The sequence below is a fragment of the Psychrobacillus sp. 05T411 genome (assembly GCF_056396485.1).
The window spans coordinates 177,100-195,695 of the sequence record NZ_JBFTLO010000001.1 but is presented as its reverse complement, the minus strand read 5'-3'; the positions used below and the strand labels follow the sequence as shown (position 1 = coordinate 195,695).

Annotated in this window: 20 protein-coding genes, 2 pseudogenes and 2 riboswitches; of the genes and pseudogenes, 13 read left to right on the top strand and 9 right to left on the bottom strand. The window is 35.7% G+C overall.

Annotated features, from left to right (window positions below; all coding sequences use genetic code 11):
* Window positions 1–7: 7 nt before the first annotated feature.
* Entirely contained in the window at window positions 8–784 is a 777-nt protein-coding gene (locus AC1DFT_RS00980; protein ID WP_477916771.1) for a gluconate 2-dehydrogenase subunit 3 family protein, read from the bottom strand.
* Between the two features lie 22 nt (window positions 785–806).
* Window positions 807–1,064: a hypothetical protein gene (locus AC1DFT_RS00975; RefSeq protein WP_477916769.1), complete on the bottom strand. Its 258-nt coding sequence runs from the start codon at window positions 1,062–1,064 to the stop codon at window positions 807–809.
* A gap of 196 nt (window positions 1,065–1,260) precedes the next feature.
* Between AC1DFT_RS00975 and AC1DFT_RS00970 the strand changes: the two genes are divergently transcribed.
* The gene (locus AC1DFT_RS00970) at window positions 1,261–1,866 is read left to right on the top strand and encodes a TetR/AcrR family transcriptional regulator (RefSeq protein ID WP_477916767.1); all 606 of its coding nucleotides are present in this window, start codon (window positions 1,261–1,263) and stop codon (window positions 1,864–1,866) included.
* A 136-nt stretch (window positions 1,867–2,002) separates the two neighbouring features.
* Here the strand turns inward: AC1DFT_RS00970 and AC1DFT_RS00965 are convergent, their stop codons facing one another.
* Entirely contained in the window at window positions 2,003–3,007 is a 1,005-nt protein-coding gene (locus tag AC1DFT_RS00965) for a nucleoid-associated protein (RefSeq protein ID WP_477916766.1), read from the bottom strand.
* A 169-nt stretch (window positions 3,008–3,176) separates the two neighbouring features.
* Between AC1DFT_RS00965 and AC1DFT_RS00960 the strand changes: the two genes are divergently transcribed.
* Window positions 3,177–4,454, top strand: coding sequence for a M48 family metallopeptidase (locus AC1DFT_RS00960; RefSeq protein ID WP_477916764.1), 1,278 nt, complete (start codon window positions 3,177–3,179; stop codon window positions 4,452–4,454).
* A 56-nt stretch (window positions 4,455–4,510) separates the two neighbouring features.
* Here the strand turns inward: AC1DFT_RS00960 and guaD are convergent, their stop codons facing one another.
* The 3 genes from guaD to AC1DFT_RS00945 form a co-directional block, all read right to left on the bottom strand.
* Window positions 4,511–5,878, bottom strand: coding sequence for a guanine deaminase (gene guaD, locus AC1DFT_RS00955; RefSeq protein ID WP_477916762.1), 1,368 nt, complete (start codon window positions 5,876–5,878; stop codon window positions 4,511–4,513).
* 226 nt (window positions 5,879–6,104) lie between these two features.
* Complete coding sequence (locus AC1DFT_RS00950) at window positions 6,105–6,329, bottom strand: hypothetical protein (RefSeq protein ID WP_477916760.1); 225 nt, start codon at window positions 6,327–6,329, stop codon at window positions 6,105–6,107.
* 114 nt (window positions 6,330–6,443) lie between these two features.
* Entirely contained in the window at window positions 6,444–7,349 is a 906-nt protein-coding gene (locus AC1DFT_RS00945; RefSeq protein ID WP_477916758.1) for a DMT family transporter, read from the bottom strand.
* A gap of 106 nt (window positions 7,350–7,455) precedes the next feature.
* Between AC1DFT_RS00945 and AC1DFT_RS00940 the strand changes: the two genes are divergently transcribed.
* On the top strand, window positions 7,456–8,349 hold the full coding sequence (locus AC1DFT_RS00940; RefSeq protein ID WP_477916756.1) for an AraC family transcriptional regulator: 894 nt from the start codon (window positions 7,456–7,458) through the stop codon (window positions 8,347–8,349).
* Between the two features lie 233 nt (window positions 8,350–8,582).
* Here the strand turns inward: AC1DFT_RS00940 and AC1DFT_RS00935 are convergent, their stop codons facing one another.
* On the bottom strand, window positions 8,583–9,185 hold the full coding sequence (locus AC1DFT_RS00935) for a LysE/ArgO family amino acid transporter (RefSeq protein WP_477916754.1): 603 nt from the start codon (window positions 9,183–9,185) through the stop codon (window positions 8,583–8,585).
* Window positions 9,186–9,285: 100 nt separating this feature from the next.
* Between AC1DFT_RS00935 and AC1DFT_RS00930 the strand changes: the two genes are divergently transcribed.
* The 8 genes and pseudogenes from AC1DFT_RS00930 to AC1DFT_RS00895 all read left to right on the top strand — a co-directional run bounded on the left by AC1DFT_RS00930 (window position 9,286) and on the right by AC1DFT_RS00895 (window position 15,315).
* Window positions 9,286–10,707: an aminotransferase-like domain-containing protein gene (locus tag AC1DFT_RS00930; protein WP_477916752.1), complete on the top strand. Its 1,422-nt coding sequence runs from the start codon at window positions 9,286–9,288 to the stop codon at window positions 10,705–10,707.
* A gap of 120 nt (window positions 10,708–10,827) precedes the next feature.
* The gene (locus AC1DFT_RS00925) at window positions 10,828–11,574 is read left to right on the top strand and encodes an SAM-dependent methyltransferase (RefSeq protein ID WP_477916750.1); all 747 of its coding nucleotides are present in this window, start codon (window positions 10,828–10,830) and stop codon (window positions 11,572–11,574) included.
* A 77-nt stretch (window positions 11,575–11,651) separates the two neighbouring features.
* A riboswitch (FMN riboswitch) is annotated at window positions 11,652–11,785 on the top strand.
* A gap of 143 nt (window positions 11,786–11,928) precedes the next feature.
* Window positions 11,929–12,070: riboswitch (FMN riboswitch) on the top strand.
* Between the two features lie 154 nt (window positions 12,071–12,224).
* Window positions 12,225–12,863 carry a riboflavin synthase gene (ribE, locus tag AC1DFT_RS00920; RefSeq protein WP_477916748.1) on the top strand — a complete coding sequence of 213 codons (639 nt, stop codon included), beginning with the start codon at window positions 12,225–12,227 and terminating at the stop codon, window positions 12,861–12,863.
* A gap of 22 nt (window positions 12,864–12,885) precedes the next feature.
* Window positions 12,886–13,497 (top strand): annotated as a pseudogene (ribB, locus tag AC1DFT_RS00915) (3,4-dihydroxy-2-butanone-4-phosphate synthase); the annotation flags it as partial.
* A gap of 34 nt (window positions 13,498–13,531) precedes the next feature.
* Window positions 13,532–13,996, top strand: coding sequence for a 6,7-dimethyl-8-ribityllumazine synthase (gene ribH / locus AC1DFT_RS00910; RefSeq protein ID WP_477916747.1), 465 nt, complete (start codon window positions 13,532–13,534; stop codon window positions 13,994–13,996).
* A gap of 105 nt (window positions 13,997–14,101) precedes the next feature.
* Entirely contained in the window at window positions 14,102–14,269 is a 168-nt protein-coding gene (locus tag AC1DFT_RS00905; protein ID WP_477916745.1) for a DUF4275 family protein, read from the top strand.
* Window positions 14,270–14,283: 14 nt separating this feature from the next.
* Window positions 14,284–14,511: pseudogene (locus AC1DFT_RS00900) on the top strand (DUF4275 family protein); the annotation flags it as partial.
* A 57-nt stretch (window positions 14,512–14,568) separates the two neighbouring features.
* Window positions 14,569–15,315: a class I SAM-dependent methyltransferase gene (locus AC1DFT_RS00895; RefSeq protein WP_477916743.1), complete on the top strand. Its 747-nt coding sequence runs from the start codon at window positions 14,569–14,571 to the stop codon at window positions 15,313–15,315.
* 972 nt (window positions 15,316–16,287) lie between these two features.
* Here the strand turns inward: AC1DFT_RS00895 and AC1DFT_RS00890 are convergent.
* Complete coding sequence (locus AC1DFT_RS00890; RefSeq protein ID WP_477916741.1) at window positions 16,288–16,455, bottom strand: hypothetical protein; 168 nt, start codon at window positions 16,453–16,455, stop codon at window positions 16,288–16,290.
* A 145-nt stretch (window positions 16,456–16,600) separates the two neighbouring features.
* Window positions 16,601–17,104, bottom strand: a complete 504-nt coding sequence (locus AC1DFT_RS00885; protein WP_477916739.1) for a DUF2798 domain-containing protein — start codon at window positions 17,102–17,104, stop codon at window positions 16,601–16,603.
* A 388-nt stretch (window positions 17,105–17,492) separates the two neighbouring features.
* Between AC1DFT_RS00885 and AC1DFT_RS00880 the strand changes: the two genes are divergently transcribed.
* Together AC1DFT_RS00880 and AC1DFT_RS00875 are read left to right on the top strand one after the other, a co-directional pair.
* On the top strand, window positions 17,493–17,849 hold the full coding sequence (locus tag AC1DFT_RS00880; RefSeq protein ID WP_477916738.1) for a hypothetical protein: 357 nt from the start codon (window positions 17,493–17,495) through the stop codon (window positions 17,847–17,849).
* Window positions 17,850–17,867: 18 nt separating this feature from the next.
* Entirely contained in the window at window positions 17,868–18,575 is a 708-nt protein-coding gene (locus AC1DFT_RS00875; RefSeq protein ID WP_477916736.1) for a class I SAM-dependent methyltransferase, read from the top strand.
* The last annotated feature ends 21 nt before the right edge of the window (window positions 18,576–18,596 follow it).

Sequence of the window (18,596 nt, the reverse complement as noted above, 5' to 3'; positions counted from 1 at the left end):
ATATTAATTAATGCATAGAGCTTAAACTTTGTGGTTTGTATACAATAAATTCTTCTTTCTCCATATCTGCTTTAAATGACATTTGATGACCTGGATAATTTTTGAGTTTCCATCCACCCATGTCTTTATTGCCACCATACATTGGATCCGAGTATAGACCTTCTAATGTTAAATTTTTCAGCATACTAAAGAATTGACTGGATGTTATTCCGGCAATAGAAACCTTATTTTCACCAGTAGCATTTTCAAAATCTATCAGAATTGTATCTTGTTGCTCTTCTGTTAACGAATTAAAACTAGCATTTTCATAATTAGTTTTTGTATAGTTTTCTAATGCAGTTAGTCCCATCATGAATATTTCCGCATTTTTTTGGCGTCCTTGATAACCCTGCATAGCAGTTCCCACTTTGAATGGACCTGTCATATACTCTTTAGCACTAATCCCCCAAGGAGAAGCTAATTGATGATCTATATACATGGCAACGCCTAATGATTTTGCGCCAGGTCCTAATTCGTCTTCTGGAAATATACGTTCAGCAGCAGCCTCGACAACAGCATATTGTTCGAGTGTTAAGAACATTAACGCTTCGTTTGGATTTATAGAAGATGCTGTAGCATTGTGTGTATGTGTTTCAATAGTTGTTGATGTATCCTTGTTTACGAGAAGACTGCCCAATCCTCCACCTAATACAACCCCACCAACTGTCAATCCAGAGTTTTTGATAAACGTACGTCTAGAGGAACGTTTGTCCAAAAGTGAATTTTTCTTTTCTTGTTCTGACATATAAAAGCCTCCTGAAAATTTATTAATGTGTTATTTCATTCCAATTGTAGATAAGCGTATGAACAATCGAGAAAGCTATCAATGAAGCACTAAAAAGCGTGTATTTTCTTCCGGTCCAACAAAGAACAATGATTGCAATGCCAATTCCGGACCCAAGTAAGGCAAACCATGGATAAGGGCTTTGTTTAAAAAAGAGCAAAAGTGCAAAATTAGCAACAATGAACAGGGCAAATAAACATTGGTTTAGCATTTTTAATTCTTCTAGATTGTACTTAGTCATTCTTTTTCTAACATCTCCTCATTCGAACTTATTAATCAACGTGTAAATTAAGTCATCATAATATTAACACTATGTAAATTAGTTCACAATATTAATTTTTGTGTATTCTAAAATATAGGTTTGAAAAGCAGTGTTGGTTTCTATGCTATAATCTATGTTAAGTTAACTTTGGTAGTAGTTCTTAGGAGGGCCCGCAATGCAAGAAAATTTAGATCCAAGACAAGTAAAATCAAAAAAGAAAATATACGAGGCGCTACTAAAAATATTAGCTAAGTCAAAAGAAACAGTATCAGTGAAAGAAATTTGTGAAGAGGCAGGTATAACGCGTCCGACATTTTATAAGCATTATAATGATGTGAATTCTTTGATGAATAGTATGTCCGAAGAGGTATTACAAAGCTTAAAGGATTCTCTGATTATCAAAGAAAAAATACTAATTGAAGACGTAGAAATTACTGATCTACCAATCAATATGATTGCATTATTTAATCATATTCAAGAGCATCATATTTTTTACGAAACATTTCTAATTTTAAAACACGATGCATATTTTACAAATAAAGTGAAAGATATTTTAGAAGAATTTATAGCTTTTGGTTTACAATATTCGACACCAACGGAAGAAAAACTTGTCGTACCAGCTACTCTTCTTACAAGTTATGTAACCGGTGCTTATTTAGAAAGTATCATTTGGTGGATACGAAATAATTACCCATATTCTTCCGAGCAAATGACGTCTATGCTATTAAGAGTTTCCGTTAAAGGACCATATACAGATGAAATTAGTCACTTTGCAAAATAATAACAGAGCTTGGATACTAGCCTTATTCTTTTTAAAATACAAGCTCCTTCACATTTGAATGAAGGAGCTTGTATAGGGCAGATTATTTAAAATCCCGCAACCCTATACATGGGCTGCGGGATTCTAGTTTTTTTAATTATACTTCTTCTTGGAAGTAGATTTTATAAAACTTTCGGTTGGTTGCTTCATCATAGCCTACTTCAATTAGTTCATCTACTTGTTCGATATCGCGAACATTTACTTGAATTTCAATGTTGGAATCAAGTTTAATTTTACGCTTATACGTTTTTTCTACTTTTTCGATTGCACTTTCGGAAATTACTGTTTCGTATGGTTTTACCGAGTTTACGATGACTTCCTTTTGTACTGGATCTGCTTTTTTAAATACAGTATCAATAAAATCATGTACTTGAAACTCTTCTTCGCTTCTAAAATAATCGAGCGTTTTGTTTAAAAATCCTAATTTCTCGGTATTTGTAAAACTCTCTTCTTTTAATATATATTTTTTACATTCTGTTAATGCTAAATTCGTTTTATGGTAATGTTCATCTACGACTTTAATTTTTAAAAAGCGCTCTTGCCAGTAAATCACATCTTCTTTCTTTTTTGTTTTTATAAAGACAGCGGGTGCTTGATCCGCTCCCATATCCACGATTATGGCCATATTATTGAGTTTCTTTACATTGATACCGTCTACGCCATTGACAATCATTTTGTTTTGTTCGTTTTTCACATCTAAAAACATTTCTTTATCTTCTATTTTTACGATGGCGATTACCTTTTTTACTTCCGTAGACAATAAACAATTTTCGAACAGTCCAATAAACAAGTCGCCACTTTTAATATTGGGATGCCCAGATACACTGTGTAAATGTGCTGCAATATGTTTTGATTGTTCCAAAAAACTATCGTTATTATCGAAAATGGATGTCACATATGTATACATTTCATTTAAGCCGATATTTGTTTCGTGAAAAAATTCGTATTGCTGCTCCAAATCCATTTTATTAAAAGCTAATTGTGTAAAGGCTGCTTCTAGCAATACTTCTGGCTGAGTAAATGCCTCTTCTCCTAAAACAAGCGTATCGCTTACATTATGAACGACATACTGTGCTAATTTACTTTCACTTACTTCTAGCATGGTCTTCACCTTCTAATCATTAGTTATAGATAGTTTACCTTATCATATCTAGGATATTATATATATGAATTTTCTATGTCGTTTCTAGCATATTTTAAAAAAGTGGTTCTATCTTTGTCCTTTTTGATTACACTTAATGTAAGAAAGAGTGTATGGAGGGGACAAGGATTTGGMGAAAAAATGGGGAACAACCGCTCTATTGTTATTTGGTTTATACGCTTTAGCTATGTACCTTTATATCTTCCATAGTGGAAGTGGGGATATACCAGTAGAGTTGAAAGGTACCGTTGCGGATCCAAAAGTTTTCATGACAGAGGGAGAACTGTATTTAAGTCAGGAATATTCCAAAATAAGAAATTTCCTCTTTTTTGTGATTACTCCGCTTGAATGGCTTATCTATTTTTTTATACTGATTACTGGACTTTCCCAAGTGTTTGAAAAGTGGCTTCCATTAAAAAACAAATGGGCCATCGTGCAAAATGCAGTCTATTTATTTTTGCTGTCTGTTTTCCTTTTTATCGCATTATTTCCAATAGATTATTACCGATATTATTTAAGCAAATACTACGGGATAAGTACGCAAGCTTTTTCATCATGGATGCGAGATAATGTCATAGATTTTTGGATTACCTTTGGAGAAACTGTACTAATAGTTACCGTTCTTTATTGGCTAATCAATAAAAGCACAAAGAGATGGTGGCTTCATGCTTGGCTACTGATGATTCCTTTTACATTATTCATTATGTTCATACAACCGGTAGTCATTGACCCATTATATAATGATTTCTATCCGCTGACGGATAAAGAATTAGAGACGAAAATTCTGTCGGTAGCAGAACAAGCAAAGATTCCGACAGAGCATGTATATGAAGTGAATATGGCGGAAAAGACAAATGCGCTAAATGCCTATGTGACGGGGATTGGAAGTAATGCAAGAATTGTATTATGGGATACGACATTAAGCCGATTATCTGAAAATGAAATTCTCTTCATTATGGCACATGAAATGGGGCATTATGTGGAGAAACATATCTATTTCGGAATCGCTGGCTATCTTTTAACAACGCTAATAGGGCTTTGGTTGACGGCAAAACTAATGCCTTGGTTCATCAAACATTTTGGACGTGTATTAAAAATAAAGCAACTAAATGCCATTCATTCGTTGCCATTATTTTTACTTATTACATCGTTTTTATTGTTCGTTTCAAGTCCAGCTTCAAATTATGTTTCTAGATACCAAGAGACTAGAGCAGATCAATATGCGATGGAATTAGTAAATGATCCGGAGGCAGCTGTAAGTACTTTTCAGGCACTGACCAAGGCTGGATTAAATGAAGTGAACCCGCCATTACTTGTCAAATGGTTTCGTTATGGTCATCCGACGATGTTAGAAAGGATAACTAGCGTTGCTAATGAAAAAGAACTCAAGGAGCAAGACGCTCCTTGAGTTCCGATTAATACAACAAGTAGGGAGTGCTAGCTGTGTTAGCACTCCCTACTTGTCTATATACGTGAATGAACTTTTTCGCCTTGAACCCAGACTTCCCGAATATTTTCTGGTCGAACTAAATACATTATTTTTTGGAAGACATCATGCAAATCTTCCTCATCGTTAAAAATAGGTAATTTTGCAGTCGCCAATTTCGTATCGATTATTTGTACATCCCATGCATAATTTTCTGCTAACCGTCCAATTGGAAGGCTTAAACCTTCTCCTCCGCCAGCAGTTGCCAAGAAAAATGCCTCGTTAATGGTAATACGTGAATTTGGCACCCCGCGTTCACTAGCAGGAAGCTTGGTATTCACACCATCTTCTAACATTCTAGATGAGATGACAGCCTGTCTAGCATTATCGAAAAGACTAGGGGAAAAACCACCGGAAATATCAGAGCCTAAACCAATCTCTACACCTTTTGCATGCAAATGGGCGATTGGAATGACGCTATTGGCAAAGTAAGCATTAGATATTGGACAATGGCAAACAGCAGTTCCTGTTTCAGCAAACAGATGTGCATCGTCATCATTTAAGAAATTACAATGTGCCATTATAGACTTATCCCCTAATAGACCGAAATCATTCAAGGCAAAGGCATCGTTCTTTTGGAATCGATCTTGTACATAGCCGTGCTCCCAATCACTTTCACTGCAGTGCGATTGAATATGGGTATCATGTTTAGCAGCAAGTTCACCTAAACCTTTCAAAGCATCATCCGTACAGCTCGGGATAAAACGAGGTGTAACTACTGGATACACACCTTGTTTAGTGGACTTTGCCAGTTCTTTTACAGCTACAATAAATTCTTCTGTATCTTTTAATGCAGTCTCGGTACTAGCATCTCGATAAAAGTCCGGATTTTGATCGGGATTATCCATGACAACTTTCCCCACTAGACCGCGTTGGCCTTTGTTTGCACAAATTTCCGCTAGCATAAAACTTGCTTCTTTATGCACAGTTGCAAAATAAAGAGCCGTAGTCGTTCCATTTGCTAGTAGCGTGTTTACTACTTCTTCATAAACATTTTTCGCAAATTCTAAATCCGAAAACTTTGCCTCAATTGGGAACGTATATGTATTTAACCAATTATAGAGTGGAATATCTAGTGCCGTTCCAGACTGTGCCCATTGCGGAGCATGCACATGTAAATCGACAAAACCTGGTAGAAGGTACTCACCATCAGCTAAGCGGTTAAAGTTTTCTGTTCCTTCATATGAATTTAGTAAAACTGTATAGTCGGCATCTGTTGGCGCTATAACTTTCTCAATCATTCCTTTGTCATTAATGCAAAAAAGATAGTCTTTTAAGATTTTTATTTCTTTTGGTGACTTGCTAGTAAAAGCAGTCCCTTGAAAAACTTGCGCATATTTATTCATAAACTACACCTCATTGTTCGTTTTTAGCAATTATAATCGTAATTATAGGGGAAAGATGATAGGGAGTCTATGGTTTAAGGGAAAACTCCATAAAAAAGCGAGAGTTCAAATAACTCCCGCCATTCATATATATTATTATTGATGTTATTTTTGCTATTTTTAAACATGGACGTTCGCCTCCTAGAATCTAGTGTGCTTTCTTTTGGAGGTTTTATTCTTCAAGACCTTATCTTCTTTTTTTCTTCCCAAGGTCTTTCGTGCTTGCTTTATTTTTATCTACTATTTTTTCAAACTCAATAAATACGTGATATGTGCTCTCATCGATTTCGATCACGTTAATAACTTTTCCTTTTCTCCCTTTAATTTTTATCGCTTCATCTACTGAAGGTATACTTCTTAACGCTTGGTTTAGAACTTTTGTCTTGTTTTCATAAAAATGAACAGCAAACATCTTCTTGTCCCCTTTTTCAGCTATTTATCATTTCTAAAAGTTAGAATTCTTCTATTTTATGATGAGCTTGGAGAGTTAGAACCTTAAAGATAAATAACATCCATGTTTCAGGTGCTAAGGCGATTTTCTGTTTATTGTCATTAATAAGATCATCCCAATGATACAAGCTGTACCTATCCACTGAAATACTCCAAAAGGTTCTTTTAACCAAATGACGGTTGTTAAAACAGCAGCAAGTGGCTCTAAGCTTCCTAATAGGCTTGTTTCTTTAGGGGAGAGACTTTGTAAACTTTCGATATAAAACCAAAATGCAATCATCGTACCGAAAATGGTAACGAATATTAAGTAAAAGTAGGCTTCCAGCGTTAAAGAAGAAAAGTCCAATCGCCAAGGTGGGTGAATGAAGCTTAATGCAAAACCACCGATAATCATTGCCCAGCCAACGATGACTAAGGAATCATATTGTTTTAGTAAGGGAACTGCATATAGGGTATAAAATGCTACAGCTAATCCAGATAAAATCCCCCAAACGATTGCAGGAGAGGGCACTGAAAGTTGAGAAAGTGAGCCATTTGTTAAAAGGAAAAAACACCCGACTAATGCAAGGGAAACAGTTAACAAATCTTGCCTTGTTAAAACAGCTTGTCTTCGTAAAATTAAGTAAACAATAATCATAACCGGAGCTAAATATTGTAATAGGGTTGCCACTGCAGCATTGCCATGCTTAATGGATGCCATATATGTATATTGACCTGCAAGCATACCGAGTAAACCGAAAATAATGAGTTTTGCAGCTGCCCTTTTGTCTTTCCAAACGCCTAATATTTGAGAACGATCTTTTACAAAAAATTGAACGAGTAAAAGTAAACAACCGGCTATTAATAATCGTATCGTTACGAGCCAATTGACTTCCATAGCGAATTGTTGAAAGAGCTTTTGTGCAACGGTTCCACCAACTCCCCAAAATATCGCACCCGTTATCACGAGAAATAATCCAGTATTTCTAGTAGGTCTATTCATTATTTCATCACCTTTTTAAATATAATAATAGTATGATAATAAGTGAAAAAATGTTTTATTAATACTTAAACTGAATAAAAAAGTATAAATATATTGAGGTGATACGATGCAAATGAAAGATTTCCAAATGGATGAAACCTTAAAAGATTTAACGAAACATCATACAGTGGTGCTTCCGATTGCTTGCTATGAAACAACTATTGCTCAAAATATTCATGGGAATATACCGCTACATTGGCATGAGGAGATTCAATTTGTTCTGATATTAGAAGGGGAGGCAGTCTTTCATATAAATGAAGAGAAACTGGTCGTGCAAAAAGGCAACGGTCTATTTATAAATAGCGGTTGTCTCCATATGGTTGAGGATAAGAACCAATCTGGATGTGTATATATTTGCTTAAATATAAATCCTCATTTTCTTTTACCACAAGAGCTTAGGGCTACCTATGTATATCCCTATATTCAGGCTACTAATATACCTTATTTAAATATAGAAGCAGCAGAGACATGGGGAAGAAACATTTTAGAGGCTTGTATAAAAGTTAACGAATACATTCAACGAAAGTTACCATATTATGAAATTGAAATTACTGGACAAATAACGTTCATCTGGAAAAACTTACTTATGAATGGCTTTAAACTAGAATATGATCAGATGGAAATGAAAAAGAATGAACGAATGAAGCAAATGTTAAACTGGATACATTCACATTACGCAGAGAAAATTATGCTAAATGATATCGCAGGAGCAGGAAAGTTAAGCCGTGCCGAATGCTGTCGATACTTTAAAAGAATACTGAAGACAAGCCCCTTAAGTTATGTAATGGAATATCGAATTCAAAAAAGTTTAGAACTACTACAAGATGCAGAATCCAATGTGACAGAAGTTGCCTACCAAGTAGGATTCAATAGTACAAGCTATTTCATCGATAAATTCCGAAAATCGATGCATATGACACCATTAGCCTATAAGAAAGCTAAACTAGATGAGCGTCAATAGTCTGTCTCACTTCAAGTAAACTTACTGTTATAAGAATTGGTTGCTTTCGCGCTGATTTTGTTGCTTTCCGAATAGAATTGGTTGCTCTCCATGATCGATTGATTGCCCTAAGCCATTTTCTGGATTTGTGTATTTAAAAATGCTGCACTATTTTGATGTGATTCGCACCACTTAGGAGCAAAATCGCAAGATAGGGACCTTAAATTGCAAAATCACACTTGAAAACCGCAAGCTTAACGCAAACCCATTAACAGATATACCGCCGTGCACCATATAAAAACAGCGGAGCATTTATTAAAAATAGTCATCAGCTTACCCGTTCCATCGAGCTTTTTCATCGTGGCTCCAGCGACTGTCAAACCCAAAAACCAGCACCAGGATACAACGATACAAGCCGTTGTAAATAACAATTGCTCTGTCCCAACGTACTTTAGTGCACTAGTCCCAATAACGCCAACTGTGTCCAAAATAGCATGTGGGTTTAACAAAGAAACAGACATTGCAAAGACAATTTGTTTCTTTGGTTTTAAACTTTTCCCCGTTTCTAGATTAGCAGGTTTTGATTTCCAAATGGAATACCCCATATACAGTAGAAATATAATCCCAACAATCATTAGCCCTAATCGCAAGCCCTCCAATTGCAAGACGATGACGGACAAACCAAATACTGCAAGAACAATTAGTAAGGTGTCACAAATCGCAGCTGTGATAGTAGCAGGAAAAGCCTTCAACAAACTTGGCTGTGTTGCACCTTGTGAAAAGATAAAAACGTTTTGTACGCCTAAAGGCAATATAAGTCCAAATGCTAATAAAATACCATGTAATATCGCTTCCAATTTTAAAAACTCCCTTCCATTACTAGTTTAGCTATGTTAAAACTAAAAGAAAACAACCAATTGGATGGTTTTTGAACCAACCAATTTAAGGAGAGATACTTTGAATTGGAAACCAGATCGACATTCACATCTGTCACTACATGTCCAAATTGTTGACTGGATGAAAATGCGTATAGAGCAAGGGGAATGGACAGTAGGAACGAAACTACCTCCACAACGGAAGTTAGCTGAGCTATTAGGAGTGAATCGAAGTACAATTATTGAAGTCCTGGACGAATTAAAAGCAGATGGCTTACTCGAATCGAAAAGAGGGGCTGGCACCGTTGTATCCAATAACTCATGGAATATATTACTGAATAAATCACAGCCAAATTGGCAAAAGCACATACAAGCAAGTATTCATAAACCAAATTATCATACAATCCAACTCATTAATGAATATGAGCAAGATTCCTCAATGATCAGGCTTGGTACTGGAGAACTTTCACCTGAATTATTACCTACGAAACTTTTAGAAAGATCCCTTCAATCCATTTCTTTAAACGCACGAGATATCGGTTATTCTGAGCCTAAAGGAAGTAAAAGACTACGAATAATTTTAAGTAGTCATTTGCAGAAGCGAGGAATACATACTTCGCCTGAAAGCATTTTAATAGTTTCAGGAGCTCTACAAGCGTTGCAATTAATCTCCGTCGGGTTACTGGAGCAGCAATCAATTGTTTTTCAAGAGCATCCATCTTATTTAAATTCGGTTCATCCATTTCAATCAGCTGGTATGCAAATGGTATCCGTTGAGCAGAATGAACACTTAGCTGAAACGTTAAAAGCTGCAAGAGGGAAAAAACAATCCCTTTTCTATACAATGCCGACTTTGCATAATCCGACTGGGAGTAATCTAACGCTTGAGGACCGCAATAGACTTTTGGAAATATGTGCAGAACTACAAATACCAATACTTGAAGATGATGTGTATCATGAATTATTGTTTGAGAAATCGATGCCAGCCATGAAATCTATGGATCAAACCGGGCAAGTTTTGTACGTTGGAAGTGTGTCGAAAACATTAAGCCCCGGACTAAGAATCGGGTGGGTTGTTGCCCCTGAACCTGTTATTAATCGACTGGCAGATATTAAGATGCAGACGGATTATGGATCGAGTGCCTTCTCCCAAGAAATTGTCGCCCACTGGCTTTCTACTGATTTATATGAGAGGCATGTAGTAAGCTTGCGCCAGCAATTAAAAGAGCGTGCCTTGTTCGTGGAGGCTATTCTTGAAAAAGATTTTGGTCAAATTGCTACATGGGAGAAACCCATGGGAGGCTTTTATATATGGCTAAGATTTAATGAACCTGTTGTAAATAAAGCACTATTTTTAAAGCTAATAAAGACAAATGTACTTATCAATCCTGGTTATATATACGATCCGAGCGATTTGTATCATATTCGACTTTCCTATGCTTACGCTTCTTTGGAAGAGTTAAAAGATGGATTGCATATTTTATTAACTAGTATAGATTTCTGAATAATCTGTGTTATAATGTATTGAATTACATGTTATTGGAGGATAATAAATGTTGCTTTACAATTGATTCATTCCGATCGACCTTATTGAATAAAAAATGTTGAATAAGGAGTGTTCGATATGGAATGGGTAAAGAACTTTTACGATAAACAATTTCAATTATATAAAGAAGGCTTAACAGGTCCAAACGAAGAGCATGAGGAAATATTGACGAAAATAGAGAGTTTGGTATCTAAACCTTACCAGTCTGTTTTGGAGTTGGGTGCTGGAGGCGGAGAATTTTCCATAACGGCTGCTAAAAAAGGGTATGATGTAACTGCAGTTGAGTTAGTACCATCCCGAGTTGACTATATGAAAAAGCTGAAAAGTGAACATAATTTAATCGGTGATTTTGAAATTATTGAAGGGGACTTTTATGAAGTCCGGCTTTCTAAGTCCTTTGATGTTATTTGCTATATAGATGGATTTGGTATTGGTGAAGATCAAGATCAACGAAAATTATTAAAACGAATGAGCAATTGGCTAAAACCAGACGGATGTGTACTAATAGATATTTATACGCCTTGGTATTGGGAAAGAGTTGCGGGTCAAGAGATGAGGATCGGAAATAGACTACGAAAATATGATTTTGATTATATGGGTAGTCGTATGCTAGATACATGGTTTGATGGAGATGAAAAAGTTAGCCAATCTTTAAGATGTTATTCTCCTCAAGATTTAAAAATGTTATTAAAAGATACTGGACTAAGGCTTGTTGATATTAAACCTGGTGGTGCGATGAACTACAAAACTTGGGAGTATCATGAGAATGTTAATTTAAATGAAACAATGTCTTATATGGTTAAACTAGTGTCAGCTAACGAATAATTGTTAAATGCAATGTAGTGTAAGTTATTTTAAGTGAATTTTTATTCTCCAAGTGTTATACTACGTTTTATAGATGAATAATCCTTCGGGGTCGGGTGAAATTCCCAATCGACGGTGATGCAGAGATTGCTAAGCCCGTGAGCCTTATTTTTAGGTAGGATTTGGTGTGAGTCCAAAGCCGACAGTATAGTCTGGATGGGAGAAGGATGTGTAAGTATTATTACCTTATGGGGTGAAATCCACCATTAAAGGTTTATTTAGTGATGCTTTCAACATAAATTTCCTAATCAACCCCGTAGAGATATGTCTATGGGGTTTTATTTTTGCAATAAAACTGAAAAATTTCATAAAAGTGTATTCCTTCGGGGTCGGGTGAAATTCCCAATCGACGGTGATGAAGCAATTCTAAGCCCGTGAGCCTTACTTTATTTAAAGATGGGCAGGATTTGGTGCAACTCCAAAGCCGACAGTATAGTCTGGATGGGAGAAGGATGTACGAGCAAGCTTATTTTCCTTATGGGGTAAAACAACACCCCTAAAAGGTTTATTTGTCGATGCGTAAAACATAATTTCCCAAACTAACCCCGTAGAGCCGATCTATGGGGTTTTCTTTTTGAACAAAATTTCCTAACAGAAAAGAGGTGTTTTGTATGTTCACGGGAATTGTAGAAGATTTAGGCAAGGTTAAGTCGATGAAAAGCGGACCAAATAGTATGCAGTTGACATTAGAATCTAAAAAGATTGTAGAAGATATTCACTTAGGTGATAGTATCGCGGTAAATGGTGTATGTTTAACAGTCATTTCATTTTCAGGCAATCTATTTACGGTCGATGTGATGCCGGAAACGGTGAAGTCTACAAGCATTCGTTCTCTGCAAACTGGGCATGTCGTTAATCTGGAGCGTGCCATGCCTGCAAACGGTCGATTTGGCGGTCACTTTGTTTCCGGACATGTAGATGGAACGGGCGTTATTCTTCGGAAAAGAAAAGTAGAGAATGCGGTATATGTGGATATTGGCATTAGTGAAGAACTCAGTAAATACTGCATGCTAAAAGGTTCGGTGGCAATCGATGGAATTAGCTTAACTATTTTCGATGTTCAGCCGAGACAGCTTACTGTTTCGCTCATCCCACTTACATTCAGTGAAACAATATTAGGCATAAAAAAAGAGCAAGATGTCGTCAATATTGAAAATGATTTACTAGGCAAATATGTGATCAATCATTTGGAACGAAAGAAAGAAAATTCGCCGATTACGATGGACTTTTTAAGACAAAATGGATTTTAACAGGTTAAAGGAGGTAATTTATATGTTCCATACAATTGAAGAAGCAATCAAGGATTTAAAAAAAGGGAAGATCATTATCGTTGTAGATGATGAAAGTCGTGAAAATGAGGGAGATTTCCTTGTATTGGCAGATTATGCGACGCCAGAAAATATTAACTTTATGGCAACATATGGTCGAGGGCTAATTTGCACGCCAATCACACAAGAACTAGCTGATCGACTTGACTTACATCCGATGGTTGCGCGTAATACAGATAATCATCAAACGGCATTTACGGTTAGCATTGATTACAAAACGACCGAAACCGGCATTAGTGCTTTTGAGCGCTCCGAAACGATTTTACAGTTGTTGAATCCTGCATCGGTTAGCTCAGATTTCCGTCGTCCTGGGCATGTGTTCCCGCTTATCGCAAAAGATAAGGGCGTACTCGAGCGTCCAGGGCATACAGAAGCAGCTGTCGATTTTGCCAAACTTTGTGGGGCTCAACCAGCTGGTGTTATTTGTGAAATTATGAGTGCAGACGGTACTATGGCAAGAGTTCCAGAATTACATACAATTGCGGAAGTACATGATTTGAAGTTTGTAACAATTGAAGCGTTAGTGAATTACCGTTCGAAACAAGAGACTAAAGTATTCGCTTAAAAATGAAAAAGAGGAGAGATGAAGAATGGGTAAAGTATTTGAAGCAACATTAATCGGAACAGATTTAAAAATTGGGATAGTAGTAGGTAGATTTAATGAATTTATTAATGGTAAATTATTGGATGGTGCAATAGATGGCTTGAAACGTCACGGTGTTTCAGAAGATAATGTCGATGTTGCATGGGTACCAGGCGCGTTTGAAGTACCTTTTATCGCAAAAAAAATGGCCGAAACGAAAAAATATGATGCTATTATCGGTTTAGGTTCTGTTATTCGTGGTTCTACAACGCATTATGATTATGTTTGTAATGAAACTGCTAAAGGGATTGCAAGTGTTGGATTAACAACGGGTGTCCCGGTTATGTTCGGTATTGTAACGACAGAAACAATTGAACAAGCAATCGAACGTGCGGGGACAAAAGCTGGAAATAAAGGCTACGATGCTGCGGTGTCTGCAATTGAAATGGCAAATTTGAATCGTTTGTTTTAATTGAATAAGGGATGGATGAGGCAGACTGTTACTAGTCTGTCTTTTTTTAATAATTAGAATGGTATACTATTTAGATATATATTATAGAGAATGAGGAAAAATATATTGAGATATAAAGAATTAAAGATGCAGGAAATACCACAGTGGGGACATTATTTGCGAGAGCAATGGTGTGGCAATTTTGCAAGTCATCTTTCGACTGAAGAACAAAATTCAATCGGGATGGACGGTTTTTTTGGCATTTATGCAGCTGGGAAAAAGTTGGTTGTTTAGAGAAAGAAGAAGCGAGAGCAGTCTTTAAAAAACTATTGAAAGAAAAGTGTTATATTTTTTACCAGTTTATTGATGAGGCGTATCTTCTTGAAAATGCTAAAACACTTACAATTGAAGAATTACCATATAATCAATATCACTCGGATTATGGTGATATATATGTAGTAGATGCGTATTTTAAATGGACATTTATCATGACACATGAAAGCGAATGTGGGCCTTATTTTATCCAAAATAAATGAATTGTGCATGGTTCCTTGGTTGCTAGGCTAAAAATGTAATGTGGAGGAGAACATAGAATGGACAATACCCAGAAATTTGACGGCAAAGCTGCGATTTATGCAAAAGCAAGACCTGGATATTCAAATGAGTTGGTTCGCCTTTTGTTGGAGAATGGAGTTGGGAACGATTCCTTTGTTGCAGATATTGGTTCTGGCACAGGCATTTTTTCGAACGTTCTGCTCGATCTTGGGTGCCACGTGTACGGAGTGGAACCTAATGAGGATATGCGTAAAGAATCTGAAAAGAAATTGGCGCAGTTTACTGCCTTTCATCCTGTGAATGGAGCAGCGGAAAATACAACACTGCGTGATAAAAGTGTAGATTTTATCACAGTGGCGCAAGCATTTCATTGGTTTGATACAAAGAAGTTCAAATTGGAGTGTAAGCGAATTATCAAAGATAACGGAAAGGTGATGTTGATATGGAACTCCCGTATAATGGAAAGCTCGTTAGTAAAAGAGAATGAACAAATTTTCCGGAGATATTGTCCAGATTTCAAAGGTTTCAGCGGCGGCATTGGATATATGGATGAAAGCATTCAGAATTTCTATAGCAACTTTACCGTATATCGTTTCCCAAACAATTTACCATTTGATAAGTCCAAGTTTATCGAAAGAAATCTATCTGCTTCCTATTCTTTAAAAGAAAACGATGCACAATATGATCTCTATCTAACAGAGCTGGGTAATTTATTTGATAAATATGCTGTTGACGGCATGCTTCTTGTTCCAAACGAAACAATCGTCTATATGGGAGAGGTTTAAGGGTCCTACTTATTCAACTATAGTGAGGAAACCGGGAAGAGTGATCCCTTCTCGTAGTTGAATAGAAAGGTCTTTTTCTAAAAGATGTCTAAGTAGCTTTTATATGCGTAAAAACAAAACTAAAAGCCGTCTATGTTGATGCTGCACCTTTTCATTGGATGAATTTAATGGCATAAGCTCTGCCATTACTAATTATTATATTAATCGTCATTGGTTTTATTCTACGTTGGAAAAATAGAAGAGCTTAGTTCTATTTAATGTCAGCTTAAAGCTGCCTTTATACGAGACCATCAGCTTTGGATGTGAGTGAGCAATAAGGAATCGCACCTGTCAATTCGCAGAGCATATTATAGTGGAAAGCTTTATATTGCGGATTATTGAAACTTATCGTTCGTGAAGTACGTATCAATATTAATAAAATTTTTCTATAAGTACGTCAATTGGGAGGGGTAGCCATTCCAAAATTAGAAAAAACATTATTTCCTTTATTGATTTATTTTTCATTTGTATCAGTACTTTTACTTTTTACGATGATAACCAACTTCAACCTAACTGGTTATCATTATTATTTGAATGAGGAATCTATGTAGTTAACGATTGAAAAGGGATTTGTACTAAAAGAAATATACAATGCGCAAGTAACTCCAATTCAAGCAATAAAAATATTGTTACCAATTAACGAAGCGAATGACATGTGGAAGCTCAACATATATCTACTCTCAACTTTCATAGCAGTCTTATTTTACAAGTCTTCTTGGCCGGTCAAAAACTTGAAAATGTATATTGTATTATACTTTTTATGCTTTGCTATATTTATTATTTGGAATATTATCGTCCACATAGAAATAATGGAGAAACTATCACATGCTCTAAATAGTTTTTAAAGTGTAGAGTTAAAACTATTAGGGGTGATATGCTACTCTCTAAATAGGATAGTTAGTTAAGATTGAATGATGTTTATCACCCCATGAATTATTCTTTTTTACTATTATTCTGTAGGCCATCTAGTTTCCTAGAAATCTCCCTTAGGAGCAGATTGCGTTCATTACTAGACTTTACAAGTGTAACTACAAACCAAATAATAAATATCCAAAAAGCAAAGAAAATAAGTACGGGTATAAGTGCAATTATACTACTCAACTAAGCTCTCCTCCTTTTATTAAAATATATTACACAACTTAAAAATGTTGGTTCGCTAGGAGGGCTTTGCTTGGAAAACTTAGACAGAGATTGCATTACATTAAAAAGCCGACTGATTTTTCTTAAATCAATCAGCCATACAATTTTACGAAATTAGACTCTCTGCTTTAGTTGCTTGTCTTAAGTGTAATTTTTTCATTACAAATCTTGCTATTGGCTGTGCAACCATCAACTCAATCCAAAATGCTACACCGAAATTTCTAAACCACGCTTGAAAGAAGTTTTGAAATGGTTCTAGGCTTATTTTTTGTGTACCGACCCAAGTTCCTATAATTGTCAGAAGTATGGATAAAACCGTAACATTCAATAGAGTATTTAATAAAATTCTGGCATTAAATCCATCTGTATGTCCTATGCATTTTGGTAACACCTTGCCAACTAGAGGCCCAGCAACCAACCTTACTGACAAAATAACTATTATCCACATAATCGGAATAATCTTTAACGTATCGAAATAAACTTCTTTGCTGAATCCACGTTCTAACCCTGTAATAATCGGTGCAATCGTGTTTACTGAAATGATCGAAATAATCAATAAAAATAATATGCCTTCCTTAGCGTTTTGAGGCAGTCTGTCTTCTTTATACATTTACTTTTCCTCCGAAATTAATATTTCAGACGGTAGACGTATCATGCGACATATATTTTTGGCAAGTCAAAACTAATACCAATATCTCCACACACTGATTGAATAATCATAACAAGTTTTTAAACAAATAACCAGAAAGAAAATGAAGTAGATGATGCACCTCAAGTGGTTTGGGCCGACTATTACTTGGTATGAAAAGAATGAAAAGGAAAGGTGAGTAGATATATCGGTGAAAGATGGCGTAAATCATCTAGCGTATCAATTGTAGACTCCTCACCGACCTTTTTCATTAGAAAATTAAATGAAATACAGAATAAGCAGGAGTATTCTCAAAAAAGTCGAAGTAGAAGTGGAATAGAGAAATTTCCAGATATCTAGGATGAACTGCATGTCAAAAAACTTTCTACTAATTCCTATTTTACTAGTATTAAGCTCTTGTCATTCACTAGAACCCATCATAATAGCAGAGATTAGCTCGATATCTATTACTTGCGAGAATGCTAATATAATTGACATTACTGACGAAAAGCTTATTGATGAAATTATTAAAGACATCAATAAGAGCAGGCGAGAAGGTACGGAAGAATGGGATATTTCTGTGGAACATACGATAAATCTTGAAACATCATCTGATGAAATAATTAGTTTTTACTTATTTAGTAGAGGTGGAGTATTGATAGACGGTTATTATATCCATTCAAATATTCAAGATTTTTGCAAGAATACATCTGATGTAATATATTAAACTTTTTGAGGTGAAATTATGAACGATAAAGTAAAAGAAGCCTATAACCAACTCGCGAATGATTATGAACATAATGTGGATACAAAAAGTCTATTTAACACCGAATATGAACGACCTGCCATGATGAAGTTACTTCCGAAAGATTTAAAAGATAAGCGTGTTTTGGATGCTGGATGTGCAGCTGGTTGGTATACATCTCAATTCGTTAACTTAGGCGCTGTTGTCACTGCAACTGATATTAGTCCCGAGATGGTAGAGGCAACAAAGAGGCGCATCGGAGAAAAGGCGGAAGTATTATGTTGCGATTTAGAGAAAAAACTACCTTTTGAAGATGAATCTTTTGATTTCATTGTGAGTTCTTTAGTGCTGCATTACATAAAAGACTGGAGTAAGCCTTTTAGCGAGTTTCGTCGAATATTAAAACCGAATGGGACATTGCTATTTTCTACTCATCATCCATTGATGGATATAAAATTATCCAAGAATAGCGACTACTTTTCAACTGAATATATTGTCGATCAATGGGAAAGACAAGGGAAACTGATCGATGTTCCATTTTATCGTCGACCACTACAAGAAATACTGAACGAAACACTAGGATACTTTTCTTTAGGGAAAATAGTAGAGCCTCAACCCACTAAAGAATTTCAATTGAAGGAACCGGAAAAATATGAAAGATTAATGAAAAACCCACATTTTTTAATTGTGAAGGCAGAGAAGGATTAATGAATAAGCGAAAAGAAACAA